At 64.6% G+C, this 20,442-nt stretch carries 21 protein-coding genes and 3 pseudogenes; 5 read left to right on the plus strand and 19 right to left on the minus strand.

The window, feature by feature from the left end:
- A pseudogene (locus V9K97_RS26655) lies at nucleotides 1–677 on the minus strand (autotransporter outer membrane beta-barrel domain-containing protein); the annotation flags it as partial.
- Nucleotides 678–1,192: 515 nt separating this feature from the next.
- Here V9K97_RS26655 and V9K97_RS26660 point away from each other — a divergent pair.
- Complete coding sequence (locus tag V9K97_RS26660; RefSeq protein WP_337321819.1) at nucleotides 1,193–1,891, plus strand: HAD-IA family hydrolase; 699 nt, start codon at nucleotides 1,193–1,195, stop codon at nucleotides 1,889–1,891.
- Here V9K97_RS26660 and V9K97_RS26665 read toward each other — a convergent pair.
- The gene (locus V9K97_RS26665) at nucleotides 1,888–2,280 is read right to left on the minus strand and encodes a RidA family protein (RefSeq protein ID WP_337321821.1); all 393 of its coding nucleotides are present in this window, start codon (nucleotides 2,278–2,280) and stop codon (nucleotides 1,888–1,890) included. The genes V9K97_RS26660 and V9K97_RS26665 overlap by 4 nt on opposite strands.
- A 163-nt stretch (nucleotides 2,281–2,443) precedes the next feature.
- On the opposite strand from V9K97_RS26665, the gene V9K97_RS26670 reads away from it, so the two are divergent.
- The 4 genes from V9K97_RS26670 (at nucleotide 2,444) to V9K97_RS26685 (ending at nucleotide 6,620) form a co-directional block, all read left to right on the plus strand.
- A complete protein-coding gene (locus tag V9K97_RS26670) occupies nucleotides 2,444–4,846 on the plus strand; it encodes an acetamidase/formamidase family protein (protein WP_443304304.1) in 2,403 nt (800 codons plus the stop codon).
- A 136-nt stretch (nucleotides 4,847–4,982) separates the two neighbouring features.
- Nucleotides 4,983–5,750 carry a helix-turn-helix domain-containing protein gene (locus V9K97_RS26675; RefSeq protein ID WP_337321823.1) on the plus strand — a complete coding sequence of 256 codons (768 nt, stop codon included), beginning with the start codon at nucleotides 4,983–4,985 and terminating at the stop codon, nucleotides 5,748–5,750.
- Between the two features lie 68 nt (nucleotides 5,751–5,818).
- A complete protein-coding gene (locus tag V9K97_RS26680; protein WP_337321825.1) occupies nucleotides 5,819–6,142 on the plus strand; it encodes a DUF2834 domain-containing protein in 324 nt (107 codons plus the stop codon).
- 82 nt (nucleotides 6,143–6,224) lie between these two features.
- Nucleotides 6,225–6,620 carry a nuclear transport factor 2 family protein gene (locus tag V9K97_RS26685; RefSeq protein ID WP_337321827.1) on the plus strand — a complete coding sequence of 132 codons (396 nt, stop codon included), beginning with the start codon at nucleotides 6,225–6,227 and terminating at the stop codon, nucleotides 6,618–6,620.
- Between the two features lie 15 nt (nucleotides 6,621–6,635).
- On the opposite strand, the gene V9K97_RS26690 is transcribed toward V9K97_RS26685, so the two are convergent.
- From V9K97_RS26690 to V9K97_RS26770, 17 genes and pseudogenes are all read right to left on the minus strand, one after another.
- The gene (locus tag V9K97_RS26690; RefSeq protein ID WP_337321829.1) at nucleotides 6,636–7,877 is read right to left on the minus strand and encodes a serine hydrolase domain-containing protein; all 1,242 of its coding nucleotides are present in this window, start codon (nucleotides 7,875–7,877) and stop codon (nucleotides 6,636–6,638) included.
- Between the two features lie 103 nt (nucleotides 7,878–7,980).
- A pseudogene (locus V9K97_RS26695) lies at nucleotides 7,981–8,088 on the minus strand (IS5/IS1182 family transposase); the annotation flags it as partial.
- Nucleotides 8,089–8,169: 81 nt separating this feature from the next.
- Nucleotides 8,170–8,838 carry a pyridoxamine 5'-phosphate oxidase family protein gene (locus tag V9K97_RS26700; RefSeq protein WP_258505673.1) on the minus strand — a complete coding sequence of 223 codons (669 nt, stop codon included), beginning with the start codon at nucleotides 8,836–8,838 and terminating at the stop codon, nucleotides 8,170–8,172.
- 84 nt (nucleotides 8,839–8,922) lie between these two features.
- Nucleotides 8,923–9,471: an adenylate kinase gene (locus V9K97_RS26705; RefSeq protein ID WP_337321832.1), complete on the minus strand. Its 549-nt coding sequence runs from the start codon at nucleotides 9,469–9,471 to the stop codon at nucleotides 8,923–8,925.
- Nucleotides 9,472–9,593: 122 nt separating this feature from the next.
- Nucleotides 9,594–9,974 (minus strand): hypothetical protein, encoded by a 381-nt coding sequence (locus V9K97_RS26710; RefSeq protein WP_337321834.1) that lies wholly within the window; start codon nucleotides 9,972–9,974, stop codon nucleotides 9,594–9,596.
- Between the two features lie 40 nt (nucleotides 9,975–10,014).
- Entirely contained in the window at nucleotides 10,015–10,533 is a 519-nt protein-coding gene (locus V9K97_RS26715; protein ID WP_337321836.1) for a hypothetical protein, read from the minus strand.
- 14 nt (nucleotides 10,534–10,547) lie between these two features.
- On the minus strand, nucleotides 10,548–11,084 hold the full coding sequence (locus tag V9K97_RS26720) for a hypothetical protein (protein WP_337321837.1): 537 nt from the start codon (nucleotides 11,082–11,084) through the stop codon (nucleotides 10,548–10,550).
- 79 nt (nucleotides 11,085–11,163) lie between these two features.
- Nucleotides 11,164–11,373 (minus strand): DUF4287 domain-containing protein, encoded by a 210-nt coding sequence (locus tag V9K97_RS26725; protein WP_337321839.1) that lies wholly within the window; start codon nucleotides 11,371–11,373, stop codon nucleotides 11,164–11,166.
- A 114-nt stretch (nucleotides 11,374–11,487) separates the two neighbouring features.
- Nucleotides 11,488–11,865 carry a hypothetical protein gene (locus tag V9K97_RS26730; protein WP_337321841.1) on the minus strand — a complete coding sequence of 126 codons (378 nt, stop codon included), beginning with the start codon at nucleotides 11,863–11,865 and terminating at the stop codon, nucleotides 11,488–11,490.
- Nucleotides 11,866–11,976: 111 nt separating this feature from the next.
- On the minus strand, nucleotides 11,977–12,372 hold the full coding sequence (gene arr / locus V9K97_RS26735) for an NAD(+)--rifampin ADP-ribosyltransferase (protein ID WP_258505671.1): 396 nt from the start codon (nucleotides 12,370–12,372) through the stop codon (nucleotides 11,977–11,979).
- A gap of 92 nt (nucleotides 12,373–12,464) precedes the next feature.
- On the minus strand, nucleotides 12,465–12,893 hold the full coding sequence (locus V9K97_RS26740; protein WP_337321843.1) for a GNAT family N-acetyltransferase: 429 nt from the start codon (nucleotides 12,891–12,893) through the stop codon (nucleotides 12,465–12,467).
- Between the two features lie 333 nt (nucleotides 12,894–13,226).
- Nucleotides 13,227–14,465 (minus strand): annotated as a pseudogene (locus V9K97_RS26745) (acetamidase/formamidase family protein); the annotation flags it as partial.
- Nucleotides 14,466–14,488: 23 nt separating this feature from the next.
- A complete protein-coding gene (locus V9K97_RS26750; protein ID WP_337321847.1) occupies nucleotides 14,489–16,135 on the minus strand; it encodes an amino acid ABC transporter permease/ATP-binding protein in 1,647 nt (548 codons plus the stop codon).
- A 1-nt stretch (nucleotide 16,136) separates the two neighbouring features.
- Nucleotides 16,137–17,069, minus strand: a complete 933-nt coding sequence (locus tag V9K97_RS26755) for an ABC transporter substrate-binding protein (protein ID WP_337321849.1) — start codon at nucleotides 17,067–17,069, stop codon at nucleotides 16,137–16,139.
- 168 nt (nucleotides 17,070–17,237) lie between these two features.
- The gene (locus V9K97_RS26760) at nucleotides 17,238–17,732 is read right to left on the minus strand and encodes an Lrp/AsnC family transcriptional regulator (RefSeq protein WP_015865681.1); all 495 of its coding nucleotides are present in this window, start codon (nucleotides 17,730–17,732) and stop codon (nucleotides 17,238–17,240) included.
- Between the two features lie 72 nt (nucleotides 17,733–17,804).
- Nucleotides 17,805–19,208: an aspartate aminotransferase family protein gene (locus V9K97_RS26765; RefSeq protein WP_337321857.1), complete on the minus strand. Its 1,404-nt coding sequence runs from the start codon at nucleotides 19,206–19,208 to the stop codon at nucleotides 17,805–17,807.
- A gap of 159 nt (nucleotides 19,209–19,367) precedes the next feature.
- Complete coding sequence (locus V9K97_RS26770; RefSeq protein ID WP_337321858.1) at nucleotides 19,368–20,300, minus strand: 2-hydroxyacid dehydrogenase; 933 nt, start codon at nucleotides 20,298–20,300, stop codon at nucleotides 19,368–19,370.
- Between the last annotated feature and the right edge of the window lie 142 nt (nucleotides 20,301–20,442).

Consider the following 20,442-nt stretch of genomic DNA (forward strand, 5'->3'; position numbering starts at 1 on the left):
GTGGCGCTGCGCAGCCACAGCCCGCTGCCGCCGCTGCCGCCGCCGCCGGCCTGGGAGAAGGCATCGCCGCCCGCGCCACCGGCGCCGCCGGTGAAGACGCCGCTGGCGGCCGCATCGGCCAGGGGGTCGAGCAGCGTGGCGCCATGGCCGCCTGCGCCGCCGCCGCCCGCGGCCCAGTAGCCGTGGCCGCCGGCGCCGCCCGCACCGCCGGTGGCGGAGAAGCTGGCCGCAGTGGTGGCCGGGCTCATGGCGTTGCCGATCTGGCCGCCGCCGCCACCGCCGCCATAGCCGTTGCCATTGGCAAAGTCGCCGGTCTGCGATTGGCCGGCGATGCCGGCGTCGCCCTGCCACACGCCGGGCGAGAGCTCGGTGGTGGAGGCACCGGCGGCCCCGCCCGCGCCCGGAGTGGCACCGCCGAAGCTGCCGATGTCGGCGGCGCTGCCGGCGCTGGGGCCGCTCTCGGTGGAGGCGCCACCGTCGCCGCCGTAGGAGTTGAAAGTCGTGTCGTTGAGCCCGCCGCTACCGCCCTGGCCGTCGCTGCCGCCATTACCGCCGTGCAACACGGTCTCGCCCACGGGCTGGCCGCCGAGGCCGCCAGCCGCGCCCGCGGGCGAGGCCAGGGCCACGCCGAGCAGCAGCACAGACAGGGCGATGGCGTGCAGGGGAAGGTCGGTCACGGCTCGCACGGGGGGCGTGCCGACAGGTGAATTCCAAAAAACGCGAATAGTCTTGTTCACAGCCTCATCCTTAATGCTTAAGTTCTTGCGACCGCATCCAGGCAGGCGTTTTGAAAAGTTGCCTCCACTGACCCGGATCCCGTTCCGCAGGGTCAATGTAAACAGACGTACTAACTCGTGACATACCCCATCGGGTACCTCGTTTGAGGCAGGTCAGCGAGCGGCGGAACGCACCGCGCCGCCTCAATCAACAAAGGCAACCGCACGCAAATCGCGCCGCGGCGGAGGAAAAAACGCAGCCAAATACCCAAGCTTGCGTCGAGATGTAATTAGTGTTTCGGCAAGGAAAGGAAGCGTCTGGACGCCTCTGCGAAAGAAGATGCCGGCACGGCATCGATTGCGAAATACCGTGCTGATTCACCCGCCCACTTCGGTTCGGACAAGGCCGATAGCGCTCCTATGCTCATCGACGAACGGCATCTCCTGCCTTGTCCGCACCGATTGGAGCTATTCGCATGTCCCTGCAAGATTTCAAGGTTCTTACGTTCGACGTCGTCGGCACGTTGATCGACTTCGAGGGAGGCATGCTCGCCTACCTTCGCTCGGCGGTGCCCGATACGCGCGTGAGCGACGACGAATTCCTGGCCGCTTACCGAAGCGCTCGCGCCGACGGCAACGCCGGCTGGTATCCGGACGACCTGGAGCGCTGCTGGCATGTCATTGCACCCAAGCTGGGACTGCCCGATACCGACGCGCTGGCGCAAGGCTTGCGCGATTCGGTCGCGCAATGGCCTGCTTTTCCAGATTCAGTGGAAGCCCTCAAGCGGCTGCACAAGCGCTTCAAGCTGGTCACGATGACCAACGCGCAGCATTGGGCGCTCGCCCATTTCGACAAGACGCTGGGATCGCCCTTCGACATGCTGCTGAGCTGCGACGATGCGCTGTGCGAGAAGCCCGACGCGCGCTACTTCGCCTACGCCCGCGGCCGCTTCGAAGGCGCCTGGGGCTACAAGCAGGCCGACAACCTGCACGTGGCGCAAAGCCAGTACCACGACATCGGCATCTCGAAGGAACTGGGCATTGCCACTTGCTGGATCGAGCGGCGCCATGCGCAAAAAGGCTCGGGCGGAACCATCGAATCCAAGCGCACCGAACCCGACTACCACTTCCGCACGCTCGCGGAACTGGCGGACGCGGTCGACGCGGGACGCTAACCGCGCCGCGCGACGAGATCGATCTCGATGCGCGCGCCCTTGGCCAGGCCGGTCACGCCTATGCAGGTGCGGGCGGGCCTTCGGCCGCTCGCGAAATGGCTGGCGTAGACCGCGTTCATCGCCTCGTAATCCTCGTCGAAGTGTGTCAGATACACGCGAACTGAAAGCGCGTGTTCCAGGCCGAGCCCGCAACCGGCCAGAACCGTCTGCAGGTTCTTCAATACCTGCCGCGTCTGCGCCTCGATGCCTTCTGGATAAGGCTCATCCAGCGAGGTGCCCGCAAAAGGCATCTGCCCGGTAACGAAGACCCAGCCGTCGGTTTCGACCGCGTGGCTGAAAGGAGCGACCGGTTCTGGTGCACCGGCAATCATGTGAAAGATGGGAGACATCGCGGCAAATTGAGGCGGCCGCGGCAGCCGTTGTCGATGCGGCTGCCGCCCTAAGCCTCGGAGTTCGACATGCACCTGCGGCAAGCCAGTAGCGTGCCAACGTCGGGCATGGCGCGTGGCACGTGTCTTGCGCACCCTGCGCAAGCAACCAGAAAGCGCCGCCGTGCAGTTCGAACAGTTCTCGACCGACTCCTATCCGGTGCACCAGCGGCCCCACGCCTGGCGCGATGCCTTGCATCTTCACCGTCTCAGGCCCGAAATGGCACCGGCAGCGGCTCCCTTGTACGGCACCTTGACGGCGGGCCGCACCGCACGCGGAGTCGGCATGGCACGAATCATCTCGTCGCCGCAGACCATCCAGCGGCTTGGCGACACGGCCGACGCCATCTGGCTCGCGCTGCACCTGAGCGGCGAAGCCGCGCTGCACGACGGCCAGCGGACCATCGAACTGGCTCCGGGTGACATCGTCTTCGGACCGGCCCAGGCGCAGGCCGGGCTGGATTTCCGCTCCAACTTCCGGCAGTTCATGGTGTCCATGCCGCGCGCCAGCCTGAAGGCGCGGCTACCCGGCAACCCCGGCTTTGCGCTCGGCCACTTGCCGGGCCGGGCGGGCCTGGGCCGCATGTTCGCGGGCACGTTGACCGCGCTGGCCGACGCCTTCGACACATTGAGCGATGACGACGTCGCACCGGTCGAGTCCGCGTTGTCGGAGTTCATTGCAACCAGCCTGGCCGCACAACGGGACACCGCCCTGCCCGCCATCAGCAGCACCCAGGCTGCCACGGTGCACCGGCTTTGCCAGTATGTCGATGCCAACCTGAGCGACGCATCGCTGTCGCTGGCCGCGGTGGCGGCCCACGGGCGCGTGTCGGAGCGCCTGGTGCAGAAGCTCTTCGAAGGCCTTGGCCAGACCTTTACCGCTTACGTGCGCCAGCGCCGCCTCGAACGGTGCCGCGCCGACCTCGCGAACCGCCAGTACGGACATCTGTCGATCTCGGACATCTGCTTTCGCTGGGGCTTCAACGACCCGGCGCATTTCAGCCACTGCTTCCGCGACCGCTACAGCATGTCGCCGCGGCAGTACCGGCAGCAGGCCAACGAGGTCAGCCAGCAGTCGCTGCGCAAGCGCATCCGGCGCGGCTGGCCTTCGGGTTATTTCGAGTCTCCGGCCGAAGACCCGGTGCCCTTCACCGCGCGCATCGACGCGCGTGCAACGGCCGGCGATGCAACCGGCACTACCGGAATTGCCGCGCAAGCAACAACGGCCGCGCCGCTCGACACCAGTGCCGCGACAGGCCATCACCACCATCTGCCGGCCACCGCGCAAACCATTCACTGGGGCTACTTCGGCCGCTCGATTCCGCCTGTGCTGACCATTGCCTCCGGCGACATCGTGACCATCGAGACGCTGACACAGCACGCCTACGACGACCACGAACGCATGATCAAGGGCGACTCCGGCGCCGAAAGCGTTTTTCATTGGACGCGCGAGCACAAGGCCGTGGACCGCCGCGGCGCCGGTCCCACCGATGCATCGATCTACGGCCGGGGCAGCGGCGAGGGCTTTGGCGTGCACATCTGCACCGGGCCCATCTACGTGAAGGACGCGCAGCCCGGCGACGTGCTGGAGGTACGCATCCTCGACCTTGCGCCGCGCCTGGCGGCCGACGCCAAGTACGAGGGCCGAGCCTTCGGCAGCAACGCCGCCGCGTGGTGGGGCTTTCACTACGACGACCTGATCGAGGAGCCCCGGCAGCGCGAAGTAGTGACCATCTACGAAGTCGACTGCAGCCAGGGACATGCGTGCGCCCACGCCGTCTACAACTTTCGCTGGACGCCGCAGCTCGACCCCAACGGCGTGCTGCACCCCACCATCGACTACCCCGGCATTCCGGTCGACCGCGCATCGATCGTCGAGAACCACGGCGTGCTCCAGGGCGTGACCATCCCGGTGCGCCCGCACTTCGGCGTGATCGCGGTCGCGCCCGCAGAGACCGGCCTCGTCGACTCGGTGCCGCCCTCATGCTTCGGCGGCAACCTGGACAACTGGCGCATCGCCAAGGGCGCCACCGTCTACCTGCGGGTGGGAGTCGACGGCGGGCTGCTGTCGGTGGGCGATCCGCACGCCTCGCAGGGCGACAGCGAACTGTGCGGCACGGCCATCGAATGCTCGCTGACCGGCGTGTTCCAGATCGTGCTGCACAAGGCCGATCAGCTGCAGGGCGAACCGTATGCCGACATCGACTACCCGCTGGTGGAGACTGCCGACGAGTGGGTGATCCACGGCTTCAGCCACCCCAACTACCTGAAGGAATTCGGAGACAAGGCACGCAGCGCGATCTACGAAAAGTCTTCGCTCGACCCGGCCATGCGCGATGCCTTCCGCAAGACCCGGCGCTTCCTGATGACCGCCATGCGGCTGAGCGAAGACGAGGCAATTTCGCTGATGTCGGTGGCCGTTGATTTCGGCGTGACGCAAGTCGTCGACGGCAACTGGGGCGTGCATGCCGTCATCCGCAAGTCGCTGTTTGCCGGCCGGCAACGGCCGCCGGCTGATACAGGCTGATCAATCACTGCGCTTGGGGCCGCTGTTCTGTTTGAGTTGGGCGCCGGCACTGCTCGACAGGGGCGGTGAGTCGGATAATTCGCAGATGGAACTCCACGTTGCGCGGCCCCACTCCGAGGTGAGCGCCTGGGTTTCGATGGCTGTGCACCTCTCCTTCGACAGCCCCGGCACACAACCGGTGCCCTGCCACTTTCCCGCTCTGGTAGAGGGCGGGCTCGTCGTGGTGCTCGAGGGCCGGTTCTTCGTCAAGGAACCGTCGGGTGCGTTCACCGCTCTTCCTGCCGGGTTCGTGGGCACTGCCCGCGCCGTGCCGCTCACGCTCTATCGCACGCCGCGGCTCAGCTATGCCGGGCTGCGGCTGCAGCCCACCGGGACGCTGGGGCTGCTGCAATCGAGCCCGCTGTCCCTGCCGCACCAATTTGCCGATGCGGCGGATGTCTTCGGCCAAGCCTGGCCGCAGCTGGTAGAGCGCATCAGGACAGAGACCGATCCGGAGAGGCGCTTGGCGTCCTTGTTGATGTTCGCACGCGAGCGCCTGCGCGATGAAGTGCATCTTCAGCGCGTGCGCCGCGCCGCTTTGCTTCAGCAGGTTGCCCTGCGAGCAGCGGCTCCAGAGGATGCCGTGGGTTTCTCCGTGCGGCAGTTCGAGCGAGTGTTCGCCGGAACCTTCGGCCTGACGCCGAAGCTGTTCCAGCGCGTGGCCCGCGTGGAAGGATTGCTGCGTGATGCCCTTGCCACAAGCGCGACGGACGCAGGACTCGCATTGCGGCATGGCTACTATGACCAATCGCACATGGCGCGCGACCTGCGCATGTTGGCCGGCGCTTCGCTGGGCACGCTGATCGAAGCCGCTCGCCAGCAGGACTCGGAAAACTGGGCGCTCGCGGTTGGCGTGGCGCAGTGACCGTCGCGCACAGGCCGATGTCGCATTTTTCCTATCGTCCGCAGGGCGGGGCCAATAGGATGCCCAGCATGTCACCGAAGAATGCAGCGATCATCCTTTTCATCCTGGCCTTTGTCGGCTTGGCTGTCCCCTGGTACTTCAATGTCGCGTTCCTCCTGGACGGCGGCAGCTTCGCACCGGCGCCTTTTGTTGCCGCTGTGTCGGCCAACAAGTTGGTGGCAGGCATCACTTGGGACGTCTACCTCGCTGCCGCGGCATTCTCGGTTTGGCTGCTTCAAGATGCATCGGCAGCGGGCGTTCGTCGGCCGTGGGTCTATGTCGCGCTGACATTCGTGGTTGGACTGGCTTTCACTTTGCCGCTGTACATGGCGATGCGAAAGGCGGTGCGATGAAACGCGGAGGGCCGCCCCGAAGCGGATTTCAACTCTGCTCAAGCGTGGCCGTGCGGGGCTGGCTCAAAAGCGAAGCCTGTTCATGACCGATATCTTGACCAAGGGCTACGAACTTTATGCCGCGCTGAACAGCGGGGATGCCGATGCTCTGAAGCGATTGCTGCGGGGTGACTTCAAGGGACAGTTGTCTCCCGGCCTGCCGAGAGGCCTGGGCAAGAACTACAGCGGTCTGAACGCAATGATGGGTGAGGCGTGGGCGGTAGTTGACCAGCTGTTTTACCTGGACGTAAAGGCCGATCAGTTTTTCGATGCGGGCGAAGTGCTCATCGTCCGAGGCGTTTACGACGGCACTGCCAGGGAGAGCGGCAAAGCGCTGCGCGCCCCGTTCGCTCATTTTTGGGAGTACGACGGTATGCAGTTTTCGCAGCTACAGCAGATCACCGATACAGGCTTATGGCGCGATTCAATAATCGGCTAGCCTGGTCGCCACCCGTCAAGACACGGCTCCATAGACCAGATTCTTGTACAACATCCGTGTGTGAATCCGGTTGGAGGGACATTGCGCCATCAGCACGCCGACCAGCTGCTCGCGCGGGTCGATCCAGAAGCTCGTTCCCCAGGCGCCGGCCCACATTGCATCGCCCACGCTGCCAGGCGTCCAGCCCACGCCGTCGTACAGGCGAACGCCCCATCCCAGCCCGAAGCCGTATCCCGGGCCAGTGGTCGCATTGGGCACACCGGCCTTGCCGATCAGATGGTCGGACAGCATGAATTCCACGGTTTTGCGCGACAGGTATCGGGTCTGCCCGTCAGTTCCACCGTTCAGCACCATCTGCGCGAACTTCAGGTAGTCCGCGCCCGTACCAACCAATCCGGCGCCGCCTTTGAGGTAGGTGCGTGGCGCTGGGTCGGTGTCGTGGCGGTAGGCGCGCAGCATCGATGCCTTCTGCGCGTCACTTTCCAGCGCCTCTGCCAGACGACTGCGTTTGGCCGGTGGCACCCACCAGGCGGTGTCGGTCATTCCCAGCGGGCCGATCAGCATCTCCTGCATCAGCACGTCCAGACGTTTCTTGGTCGCGCGCTCCAACAGCAAGCCCAGCACGTCGGTAGCAATCGAATAGAACCAAGTCGTGCCTGGCTGGTATGCCAGCGGGATGGTGCCCAGGCGTTTGAGCATCTCGTCGCCGGTGATGTCGGTCTCCAGCGATTCGATACCCAGGTCTGCGTACATCTTGCCGATGCGCGGCGACGGGCTGGCTGGACCATAGACGAAGCCTGCCGTATGCATGAGCAGGTCTTGCACGGTGATTGGACGAGACAGCGGCACGTCGCCCGCCGGTGTCTCGACCTTCAGATTATTGAGCTCGGGCAGCCAGTTCGTGACCGGGTCGTTGAGCTTCATCACACCTTGCTCCGTCAGCATCATTGTGGCGACGGAGGTCAATGGCTTGGTCATGGAGGCGAGGCGGAAAATGGCGTCGCGCGGCATGGGCTTGGTCTTGGCAGCGTCGAGGAAGCCAACCGCGTCATGGTGCACCAGCTTTCCCTCGTGCGAGACAAGGGACACGGCGCCTGGAAAAGTGCCAGCGCCGACCTGCGCGTTCAGGGCCGGAGCGATGCGCCTCAGTCGGTCCGAAGACACTGCAGGACGTGGCATGGTCGGCACGCTTGTACACCCGGCGAGGAAGGCGGTTCCAAAGGCGGACAAGGCAAGCTGGCGCCGTGTAACGGTCATTTTGTCTCCATCTGTTTGGTTAGAAGACAAATCCTTCCCATGTATGCGCGCCGCGTAAACGGGTGAAACCCGCTTGCGACGATGAGCGTACTCGGACACACAGAAATCGAGAGTTCAGGCAGTGAATGCGCAACATCGTCTCGATGGCAAAAGGCGGGCGGCCCGTCTTGGCACGTGGCCTGTGAGGTTCGACGACTCTGTACCAACGCACTCCAAATGGAGCTTCGGGCCCGAAGTAGCCAGTCGCGATTTCCGAAAGCGGACGTCCTAGCCTCTGTGCCCAGGCCGCAGTTCAATAGAACCCAACTCGGCGACGGTAGCGCTCCGCGCGTTCGTCGTCGTACTGGGCAGCATCGAACTGCTCACCCTGAATGGCTCGAAGGACCTGACCACCTGTGGGCATCGTCGCTGGCGCTAAAAAGCGCTCCGGATCCCACAGGTGGGAGCGCAGAAACGCCTTTGAACATTGCGTGTAAGCCTCGTCGATGTCGACCAGGATGCCGAGCAAGGGCTGTTTGCCCTCGACCGCGCATGGCGTGAGCAAATCTGCATCGACGGTGATCGCGGCATGACCGTTCACACGAAATGTGTCAGTGATACCGGGCACGATGAAGAGCAGCCCTATCCGTGGGTTCGCCAGAATGTTGCGCAGTGAATCCGCGAGGCGATTTCCGGGGCGTTCCGGAATGAGCACTGTGCGATCGTCCAGGATGCGTACGAATCCCGCCGGATCGCCCCTAGGACTGAGGTCACAGTTGCCTGCGGCATCGCTTGTGGCAACGCAAACGAGAGGCGAGCGTTCGACGAACAAGCGAGTCATCGAGTTAAGTCGATTGCTGACCTTGGCACGGGTCAGGTCGGCGGGTTCACCGATAAGGTCGCGTAGTTCCTTCTCGGTTTTGATGATCTGGGAACGAGCGGGGCGTTCGGAGGTCGGGGTCATCTGTTCCACCAGCAACATGATTGAAGTGGCTATTGTGCAGGCCCAGTGGATTGGAGCCGGCCGTGAACGTCCGCTCCCGGTGGCGGATTCAACCGGTCGCACTCACCGGCCGGCGCCCAAGGTTCGTATCGCTTCGACCAAGCCATCCCTTCGAGACGCCTCGAGTAGTGCGTCGACTTCACTTTCTCTCCTTATGTGAACTTTGTCCCTGTCAAACGCATTGAAGAGCGCGAGATGGCCGGAAAAAGAGCGGGTGTCCTCTCGACACCGGTAGTTTGCGGCCCAATTAAGCAGCTTCGCAAGCCCGGCTTCCGATTGAGTTCGCGCCATATGTGCTTTGCTTTCCGACCCTCTAGCGAGCAATCGGGCTTGGCAAATAGCCCAGTCTAGGTCGAGCCAGACGAGCACGTCGGCGTCAACCAAGAACTCCGCTGCCAGTTCTCCGAACACGCCCTCAACAACCCAGCCGACGCCGCGCCGGGCGGATTTGATGAGCGAGGCGGTTTCCGTTGGCTGCCTCTTCTGGTCGAAGCCGCCGGGCTGCCAAAAGAGCTCGTCCAAGTGCACGACGGGCACCGACGACGCCATTGCAAGTTTCGTCGCCAGCCATGTCTTGCCGCTACCGCTGTTCCCGACAACGACTGTCTTCATCAGAGTGTGTATATAGAGAACTGCTATGGCCCGCTATTGGACGCCAAGTGCGACGGTCCGGTCTTGGCCGATGGCGGCCATCCTAGCTTCCCAGGGCCACCCGACGGCCAAAGGTGGCCGCCTCAGTCGTCCAGCGCTGCTTCGAGGAGGGGGTCGAGCGCGGCTCGCGCGCTCTCCGAAAGTTGCGCGGCGAGCATGTCCACGGCATCGATTACCTCGTCGCGCTCCAGCGTGTAGAGAAATTCGTGCTTGCGGTTGAGCGCGCCGACCACCTCGAGAAATCCCGAGACTGCCCGAGCGACCGTTTCGGTATAAGCCACGTCTTCCGCGCCCGCCACATCGTTGGCTTCGCGCACCTGCCGCAACGCATCCAGGAAGGCCGCGCGCGTCTTCTTGACTACGGCGGTCGGGATGCCTTCTCGTCGTATCGACGCCCCCTCACCGGCGTGCATACCAGGCTGTAGGTGGACCGCAGTGAGGCGCCCCACGACAACCGTTTGCATTGCACCGCTTGAGATGCGGGTCTTCGACCTCAGTCGCAGCTCAAACGGTGTTACTGGGTCTGGTGCCGAACATCGCTTGGACGTGTTCAGCCTGCAGGCCTCGGTAGGTGGCGTTCAGGAAATAAGGCGTCATGTTGTGCTGAACGCAACGCTCAACGAGCAACTCGAAGCGTCGTTCGACATCGGCTTCGCCAGCCCAGTAGGCGAGAACGAGGTTAGCCTGGTACGGCTTGATGGCGACGGCCTGCCGCGGCTCACCCAGGTCGTAGGCCAGAAACCCCGGCACGGTCCGGCATTGTTCCAGCACTGGCAAAACCTCTCCTTCCAGCCAGTCGGTGGTGGCGGCCAGGAATTCTTCCATTTGGCTGGGCTTTGAAATCTCGACCGGATTGATGTCGTAAGGGCCCGACCGCAAGGGGCTGACGAAACGTTGCAGCGGCCCAGCGTTGGGAAGATGCAGATCAATCATGTGCTGAGGGTCGCACAGCGGCGCCAGTTCGACCGGCAGCACGGGCCGCATACCTGCTGAGGTGCGAGCCTCGTAAAACGCACCATCCATAAGACTCTTCCATCCTAGCGAAATCCGCTGCTCGCCCAGTGGCTATCTCGAAGCCAACGGGTTTGCATCGTGACAAGCGACGATCTCTCGATTTCCTGCCGAAACCCGTGCGCCGCCAGCCGCGGATGGACCAGCGCTCGCACCCGATCTTCGATATCGGGCAACTTTGCTGGCACTGGCGCCGGGATGTGCCATGCCAAACGCCCGCGCCCCTCTGGCGACAGTCGGGAGGAACCGGGCACAAAGCATTCACCCGTGCTGTCGTCGTAGACGCTGAGCCCAAGCTCGACTGCAGCATCCACTAGCCGGGGATAGAAAACCGTCATGTCGTGGATGCCCACGGCTAACACCGCGTCGTTGGGCAAGTCCTTCGGTGAGCCAAAGTCCCAGTCATCACCATACTCCGGGAATGCGGCTTTCATACGTTGGGCCAGTTCGACGAACTTTGGATTCAGCGCAGCCCGTTGGTCCCACAAACGCTCAAACACCGCCTGCGCTTCGGCCAAGCTCGTCGGGGTGGGCTGGTCCCAGATATGGATGACGTAACTCAATATCGACTCCTAGAGCGCTGCATACCGTTTTGGCCGAAGTCTGACCTGGCCGCACGTGAACGTGCTAGTGGCTGACTTTTTATTTCTTCGCCAGGAATGCTGCCACCAGTGCGTTAGCGTGTCCGTGACCGATCTGATGCTCCGTCTTGAGCCGGTTCACGAGTTCCATGTGTTTGAGAGGGCCTGCATCCTGAAGAACACTCATCCAGTGGGCGATTGGCTTCGCATAGGCCTTTTCAATCGAAGGAAAGTACGAGGCGGGGCCTTTGACTTTGGTCGTATCGGTCATTGACTTTCCGTTAGTGAGCTGAGGCCTGGTGGGGCAAGGCCGGACAATGGATTGAAAAATGGCAGGCCAGGCGTTCGATGTTTGAATCGTACTTCCGCTCTTGGCCGTGTACGGTCAAGCTAGGCCGGCGGGAAGTCCTGACGCCCGGTCGAACTTGCTGATTGACCATCGTGCCGCATCAAGAGGCTCGAAATCCACGCGGTAATCGAAGTCGGAGTGAATCGTGAGGAGCATGACCTGGAACTTTGGGCCGCCGCGCCATAGCTCGTGAGCCATGCCATTCATGTGGTCGAAGAACTCAGACAACGCAAGTGCGCTAAACAGGCTGACCTCTCCGTCTCGTTCGAATGAGCCGTTGGAGCCGTACTGTTGTTCGTCGGCACTGAACCTGAAAAAGGCCCGCGACCAACCGGAAAACCGATTTTCCATCATCGTTATGAAGGTCTTTGCTAGCTCCACGACCAGCTCGCTGTCGCGTTGAGTAGGGTTCATTGATGAATGTCCGGTTCTGGCCGAATTCTGCCGCACAGCCGCAATGCCCAAAGCGGCCAACATCCGCGTCCATTTCCGATTGCTACCCAACGCGGTATCGGCAGGCCGGATTCAGTTAATGATCTCTCCCATGCCTGCGCGTACGCGCTCCCTGAGCTGCCGGATGTACTCCGCGTCAAAGGGTTCCCAGCTCTCGAGTTCGCCGACGATCCGAAGCGGCTCCCGGCTGCGGTACGAGCGCGTGGGATTGCCCGGAAACTTCTTGTCGGTGACGTTGGGGTCGTCCTCGAAGGCGCCCGTGGGCTCGACGATGTAGACGCGGCAACGGCCGTCGCCCTTCGCCATTTCGGCGGCCAGCCCGGCGCCCTTTGACAAAGCGGTGAAGTAGATGTGGTTCATGACGACCTCCCCGTCATAGTTCGAGCGGAAGCCTGCGGTGAGCAGGTCGCCCACCTGGAGGTCCGCCCGCGTGCCGTGGAAGTAAGGGCCGGTGTCCGAGACAGCCATCGCAAGTCGCTCCTCTGCAGAAACGAAAAAGCCGCGGAGTTTACTCGGGTGGACGTTCTTCACCGGCAGCCGAAGCAAGCTTGCAACGCTGCTCAGCGCGCTAACGATTTTTTCATGGAAGCCAGGTAGAAGCCAGGCGCATAGTCGTCGATGCGCGCGTACTCCTCATAGCCATGCTTTCGGTAAAACTCGGGCGCTTGCCACTCGAAGGTGTCGAGCTTCGCATTTCTGGCACCCAACTCGATGGCCTGCCGCTCGGCTTCGGCGAGCAGGCGGCTGCCCAGGCCCGAGCCGCGCACGTCGGCTTCGACAAACAGCACTTCGATGTTGAGCCAGCGGAGAAACACGAAACTTCGCAGGCCGCCGAGCAATCGGCCGTTCCCGTCTCTGGCGCTGAGCCGGATGTACTGCTGCTCTGGATACTCGCCGACGACGCCGTAGTTGTAGTGGCGCAGCTTGCGGCCGAGTTCGCCAGAGCGGAGTTCCTCGGGCGAGGCGGGGGTGATGGCGATGTTTTCCATTTGGGCAATCTGCTGGAATGCGGAGCAGGCAAATTCTGGCTGAGGCGGGTTTGTGCCGAGGACATGACCGCCCGCTTCCGGCCGAATGCAGTTGTCGCTCGCATTCTGCCGTGTCTGCGGCCCGCGCCGGTGGCCAGCCCAGCACGCACGCACGCGCAGCGGCTGGCGCAGCGATGCGGCGAGCAAGACACCCCGAGACGGTCCAGCGGTCGACTGGAGTACAGGGCGCTCCTGTCGAGGACCGCCCTGGGTGGCGGGGTGCCAGCAGTAGCTGCAGTTCCAAGCTCAGTGAAGAATTCCGTTCCTAATGAAACACGACACCGAGCCCCGCAGTCACCGGTCCGTAAAGACGCTCTTGCGGATCGAACCATGAACACCCCAGTTGGCGTCCACCACCTGCGTCACGCCGAAGTCGGCCGCCACCGACAGCAATGCAATGGCTTCATCTTCGCTGAGCCGGTGCACCATCATCAGGAAGCGGCGCAGCTTGCGGAAGGCATCGCGCATGGCCGGGTCGAGCGACGACTTGCCGGCAATCGCCGTCTGTGCGTCCGGCCCGAGCGCCGCCAGGTAGTTGGGATAGGTAAAGCCGTAGACCGACCACTGCTCCTCGGTCTCCAGCAGTGGATGGTCCAGGCCTTCGAGCAAGGTGCCGCCCAGTTCGGACTGCTTGTGCAGAATGAATTCGAAGTCTCCCGTCAGCGAGGTCTCGATGGCCGTGCCGCCCAGCTCGCTGTCGCCCTGCGCCGCGTGCGGGTCGCCCACCGAGAAGAACGCACCGGGCACGGCCACCGGGTAGTACATGCGCGCGCCCTTGCCGATGCGCCAGTCGTCGATGTTGCCGCCGGTGTAGCCGGGTGGAATGGAGCTGACGAAATCGGACTCCGAAGGCGCAAGGCCCATGGTGCCGAAATGCAGGCGCGCCGGCACCTTGACGTTGCGCAAGATGTCTTCCCGCTTGCGCACCAGCGTGTGGTCGACCGGCACGCCGGGGTAGCCGATGGTGGCGTGCACCACGCCGTCGGGGTCGGTCTGCGGCGTCCACACGTAGTTGTACACGGCACGTGCGAAGGGCTCGCCCGAGGTGTCGAGCTCGAAGATCGTCACCACCTCTCGCGGCTTGGGCTCTTCGATGAGGTCTCGGTAATGAAAGCCCCAGGAAGCGGCCGCGTTCGAGCCGAAGCAACGGCCCGCATAGCAATGGTTGCAGCTGGGCCGCGGCCGCACGTCGAGGATGCGCACTTCCAGCACGTCGCCCGGCTCGGCGCCTTCAACGACGACCGGCCCGGTCAGCAGGTGCACGCCCACGCCTTCGCCCTCGCCAAGCTTGAAGGGCCCCGTTACCGGACCGGCGCCGCGGCGCGGCACGGCCTTGTGCTCGCGCGTCCATGCGAACACCGATTCGGCGCCGGGGTCGCCGGCAATCATGCGTTCGTGATCGTCGTTCGCATGGTGCGTCAGGGTCTCGATGGTCACGCGGTCGCCGGACTTCACGACCAGCGACGGTGCGACCGCCTTGCTGAAATAGCCCCAGTGGATGGTCTGGGGAGAGACGGGCAGGATGTGGTGTTTCATGGGGTCCTATAGGGGCAGGCTCATGCGGGCACGGGTGTCGAAGCAGCCGGCAGCACGTCGGCCGACATCACGCGCAGAAATCGGGCGGTTTCGCGCTGCCGCGGGTGCTGCAGCACCTCGAGCGCGGGGCCGCTTTCGACGATGCGGCCACCGGAAAGAAACACCACGCGGTCGGCCACCTCGGCCGCAAACCGCAGCTGGTGGGTGGAAATGACCATCGTCAACCCTTCCTCGACAGCCAGGCGGCGGATCACCTCCAGCACCTCGTTGACCAGTTCGGGGTCGAGCGCCGACGTGGGCTCGTCCAGCAGCAGCACGCTCGGCCCCGGCGCCAGCGCACGGGCAATGGCCACGCGCTGCTGCTGACCGCCGGACAGGTGCCGCGGCAACGCTTCGGTGCGGTGAGCCAGGCCCACGCGCATCAGCAGTTCACCTGCACGCCGGTCGGCGTCTTCCACCGCCCAGCCGTGCACCCAGCGCAGCGGGCCGGCCACGTTCTCGCGCGCCGTCAGGTGCGCGAACAGGTTGAACTGCTGGAACAGCATGCCCACGCCCAGGCGCGCACGCTCGCGGGCCAGGTCGCTCGGGGTCATGAGCTGGCCGTCGGGCCGGTAGCCCAGGCGCTGCCCGCCGACATGGACCTGCCCCGCGTCCCAGCTTTCGAGATGGTTGATGCAGCGCAGGAGCGTGCTCTTGCCGGAGCCGCTCGGGCCCAGCAGCGCGACCACTTCGCCGGCGTGCACCGTTAGGCTCAGATCCCTGAGCACGGCTTGCTGGCCATAGGCCTTGGACACGCCGTTGATGCGCAAGGCCACGGGCGCATCGGCCAGGCGGGAAGCGCGTGCCGTGCGTTCGCTGGACGATGCGGCGGGAAGCGGCCGAGCAACGGAGGCCGCGTCCTCGGGCTCGACCGCTGAAACTTCTGCGCCTGCTTCTTCTTTCGAAGCCGAAGGGCTGGCGGAGGGTGCCGCGGCACGGCGCCACGGCAGCCACAGCGCCAGTCCGCGCAGCGCCTGCGGGCGGTCCAGGTCAAAGCGCGCTTCGAGCGCCAGCTGCACCAGGCTGATCGCACCGGTCAGCACCAGGTACATCAGCCCCGAAGCGAAGAACACCGAGAAAAAATCGAAGGTCGACGAGGCCAACTGCGAGCTGCGCAGCGTGAGTTCCTGCACCGCGATCACCGAGGCGAGCGAGGAGTTCTTGAGCGTGCTCACCGCCTCGTTGCCCATCGCGGGAATCATCGATCGCAGGGCCTGCGGCGCGATGATGCGGCGCATGAGCACACGCGGCGTCATGCCCAGCGCTTGGCCAGCCACCACCTGGCCGCGGTCGACGCCGACGACGCCCGAGCGGAACATCTCGGCGATGAACGTGGCCTCGTTGAACGCGAGCGCCAGGCCGGCGGCCAGGAGCCCGGGCAGCACAATGCCCACGTGGGGCAGCGCGTTGTAGAAGAAGATCATCTGCAGCGCCAGCGGTGTGCCGCGGAAGATCACCGCATAGCCGCGCGCAAACGCGGCCAGCGGCTTGAAGCGGCTGAGCTGCATTGCCGCAAGCACCAGCCCCACCACCACCCCGCCCGCCAGCCCGATGCCGGTGGCTGCAAGCGTGAAGACGATGCCCTGGATCAGGTAGGGCATGGAGAGGTAGTGGAGGAACAGGTCCATCTCACTTCACCACGAGCAGGCGCGGCGCCTCGAGGTTCTCGACCGGCAGGCCGTTCTTCTTGAGCAGCTCGGTCTGGATCCCGGCCTTCTGAATGGCGACCAGCGCGGCCATCACCGCGTCGCGGAACTCCGGTTTGCCCTTGGGCACGGCAATGCCCACCGAGTACGGCAACGTCACCGCAGCCGCCTTCTCCAGCTTGTCCGGATAGGCCTTCACGGCGCTGTCCACCGTGTTGACGTCGTTGATGTAGGTGTCCGCACGGCCCGCAAGGATGGCCTGGATGCAGTTCTGGTTGTTGTCGTAGAGCTGAACCTCGGGCTCAGGCTTGCCCATGGCCTTGCACTGGGGCGCGAGCGCCTGGATGAGCGGCACCTCGACATAGCCGGTGTTCTCGGCAGCCACCGTGCCGCACAGCGAGGTATTGATGCCGGTGATCTTCTTCGGGTTGCCCTTGGCCACCAGCACGCCGTCGAACACCTTCGAATAGGTGATGAAGTCGGCCGCCTTGGCGCGCTCTTCGGTGGCGTAGATGTCGGAAATGACGATGTCGGCCTGCCCGGCCTGCAGCGTTGTCAGCAGCGCCGCAAAGGTCACGGGCTTGTAGGTGAGCTTGAAGCCCAGGCAGCCGCCGATGGTCTCGCCCAGGTCGATATCAAAGCCGATGTATTTGCTCGGATCCTTGGGGTCGATGGTTTCGTAGCCGGGCGTGTGCGGGTTGATCGCGTTGACCAGCGTCTTGCCCTTGAATTGCGGGTACTTGGCTTGCAGTGCGGCGCACTCCGCCGGCGCCTTGGCGGCCTCGGCGTGTGCGGGCGCGGCAGTCAGCGCAAGGGCCGAGAGGCCGACCGACGCGATGGCCGCAGCGCGCACGCCGGCCAGTGCGAGCGCGCGAAGCCGGACGCAGCGTCCGGCCGGGAGGGGAAGGGTTTGCATGGTCCGAGGCTCCTGTGGAGACGGCGCAAACCGGCTGGCACCACGCCAGCCTGCTGCACCGCACCATGTGAGCGTAGGAGCTGCGCCGCCGCCGCACTTGTGCGTGGGCGCACGACTGCTTGTGCGGGCCGGGGTGCAACCAGGGCAAGCCCTGCCCTTCGGACGCGATCAGCGCGGGTGGGGAAACAGCCGCTCGATCGGGCAATGCGTCTTGATGAACGGCGACTTGATGACGATGTAGCTGAAGTACTTCGAGATGCCGATGTTCCGCTCCAGAAGCTCCTCGATCACTTCCTGGTAGTGGTTGACGCCACGTGTCAGAAAGCGCAGCAGGTAGTCGTAGCCGCCGCTCACCAGGTGGCATTCGAGCACCTCGTCCACCTCGCGGATCGCGGCCTCGAAGCGCACGAAGTCTTCGCGATGATGGTCTTGCAGCGTGACCTCGGTGAACACGGTGAGCGTGTCGCCGAGCTTTTCGAGCCGCAGGTGTGCGCCGTAGCCGGCGATGTAGCCGGCCTGTTCGAGCCGCTTCACGCGAATGAGGCAGGGGCTGGGCGACAGGCCGACGGCGTCGGCCAGGTCGACGTTGGTCATGCGCCCGTTCTGCTGCAATTGGGCCAGGATGCGCAGGTCGAGTCGGTCGATCTTGAAAGCTTCAGACATAGCGGTCCTGAGTAACGAAGAGAAAGTCCGATTCTGCTTTGCCGGCGGAGCCCTGAGGCAGTGCTTTCCCGGTCAGCCCGCCAGCGCTGCGCGCACGTCGGCGGCGTCCAGCACCTCGTCGAGCGTTTTCTTCAGGCGCACGAACATCTGGGCGAACTCGTCTTCGGTGAAGGTGAGCGCCGGCGCAAAGCCCAGGATGTTGTCGCCGAAAGCGCGGAACACCAGGCCGTTGCGGTAGCCCGCGGCAAAGATGCGGTCCGCCAGCCCGAGCGATGCATCGAAGCCGCGCTTGCTCTGCTTGTCGCTCACCAGCTCGAGCGCGCCCAGCAGGCCGCGGTGGCGCGAATCGCCCACCAGCGGATGCGCGCGCAGCGCATCGAGCCCCGCGGCAAAATGCGCCGCAACGCGCTGGCCGTTGGCGAGCACCCCACCCTCTTCGTACAAACGCAGCACTTCGAGCGCAACCGCCGCGCTCACCGGGTGGGCCGAGTAGGTGGCGCCGTGGCCCACCGAAACACCCGCGGGTGCTCCGTCGGCAATGCCTGCATAGATCTTCTCGGACATCATGGTCGCGCCCATCGGCACATAGCCCGATGTCAGCCCCTTGGCCATGGTCATCAGGTCGGGCTCCACGCCTTCGGCCTCGCAGGCGAACATGGGGCCGGTGCGGCCGAAGCCGGTAATGACTTCGTCGACGACGAAGAGAATGTCGAGCTCGCGCGCCGCATCGCGCATGGCCTTGAGCCAGCCCTTCGGCGGCACGATCACGCCGCCCGAGCCCTGGATGGGTTCGCAGAAGAATGCGGCGACGTTCTCGGCGCCGAGCTCGGCCACTTTGGCGCGCAGCGAGGCCACCGACGCGGCGATCAACGCCTGCGGGTCAGCCCCTTCGGCGTGGCGGTACGGGTTGGGCGACGGAATGTAGTGCTGCGTGGGCAGCGGCAGGTCGAAGCCGCGATGAAAGGCCGGCAAGGCCGTGAGCCCCGCACCGGTCGACGAAGAGCCGTGGTAGCCGCGCTCCAGCGCGATGAACTGCTTTTTCGACGGCTTGCCGATGGCGTTGTAGTACTGCACGATGAAGCGCACGGCCGCATCGACGGCTTCGGAGCCGCCGAGCGTCATGTACACGCGGGTCAGCGAAGCGGGCGTGATCTGCACCAGCTTCTCGGCCAGGCGAATGGCCGGCTCGCTGCTGAAGTGAAAGTAACCGGTGGCGTACGGCAGACGCCGCATCTGGTCGGCCGCAGCCTGCACCACGCTCTCCTGGCCGTAGCCCACGTTCACGCACCAGAGGCCCGCAAAGGCGTCGAGCAGTTCATGCCCGTTCGCGTCGGTGAGCCATGCGCCGCGCGCCGAGGCCAGCACGGTGGGGCCGCGCTGCTCGTGGGTGCGCCACGGTGAGACGGGATGGATGAGGTGGGCGCGGTCGAGGGCGTCGAGCGCGGCGAGTTGCGGCAATGCGGTGGGATGCGTCATGGCTGTGTGGGGTTGAGCGAGAGCGAAGGAAGCTTTCGAATGCCCTCAGCTTAGGCCGCGCACCGCATGGCGTGGTGCTGCTTTGGGGGGGCTGCGCAAAGCACGCTGCGGTTATGCGCCCTGCCACAGCACATCATGCGGCGGGCTTTTCAATAGTCCTCAGTAGCCCTTGGTGCGGTCCACCCGGCCGACCATGGGCTCGCCGGCTTCGAAGCGGCGCAGGTTGTCGAGCACGGCTTGCGCGGCGCTCAGTGGCTGCGTCATGCTGGCAATGTGCGGCGTGAGCTGAATGCGCGGATGGCGCCAGAAGGCATGCGCGGGCGGCAGCGGTTCGGGGTCGGTCACGTCGAGCACGGCATCGCCGATGCGGCCACTGGCGAGTGCCTCCAGAAAATCATGTTCAACCAGATGCGGCCCGCGGCCCACGTGCACCAGCCCAGCGCCCACGGGCAACATGGAGAACAGCTTCGCATCGAGAAAGCCGCGTGTCGAATCGGTGAGCGGCAGCAGGCACACGAGGATGTCGGTGCGCGCAAGAAACGCGGGCAGCTCTTCGGCACCGGCGTGGCATTGCACGCCCTCCACTTCATGCCGCGAGCGGCTCCAGCCGGCGCAGTCGAGACCCAATGAGACAAGCTGTGCCAGCACGGCCTGGCCGAGCGATCCGAGTCCCAGCACACCCACGCGCCGCTCGTTCGCAGGCCGCACCGGCAGCGGCTTCCACTGACCTTCCTGCTGCTGCCGGCGGTACTGAGGCATGTCGCGATGCAGCCCGAGCACCGCATGCGTCACGTACTCGACCATGCCGTTGACGATGCCGGGCTCGACCATGCGGACCACGGGCAATGCGGGCGGCAATGCGGTGAAGTCGAACTGGTCGACACCCGCGCCGGAGGAGAACAACACCTCCAGGTTCGGGAACAGTTCGGCAATGTCCTTCGGAGGCTCCCATGCCGCGAGAAAGCGCACCTGCGCCGGCTCGCCGATGTCGGGCCAGATGCGGAAGTCGATGTCGGGGCGGCGTTGGCTGAAAACTTCGGCCCACTGGCGGCCGCGTACGGGGTCTGATTTGTAGAGGAAGGTGGTTTTCATGATTCGGATGCGTTTGCTTTTTTGCTTTGCTGTTCAGGGCGGGTGCACAGGCCACCGGGTACTCTCCTCCGCGAATGTCCCCCGGGGCTGCGCCCCTCCTCCTTTATTTCGCTGCGCGGAGCACCCGATGCCCTGTGCACTG

Source organism: Variovorax sp. CCNWLW186 (assembly GCF_037203865.1).
Taxonomy (GTDB): Bacteria; Pseudomonadota; Gammaproteobacteria; order Burkholderiales; family Burkholderiaceae_C; genus Variovorax.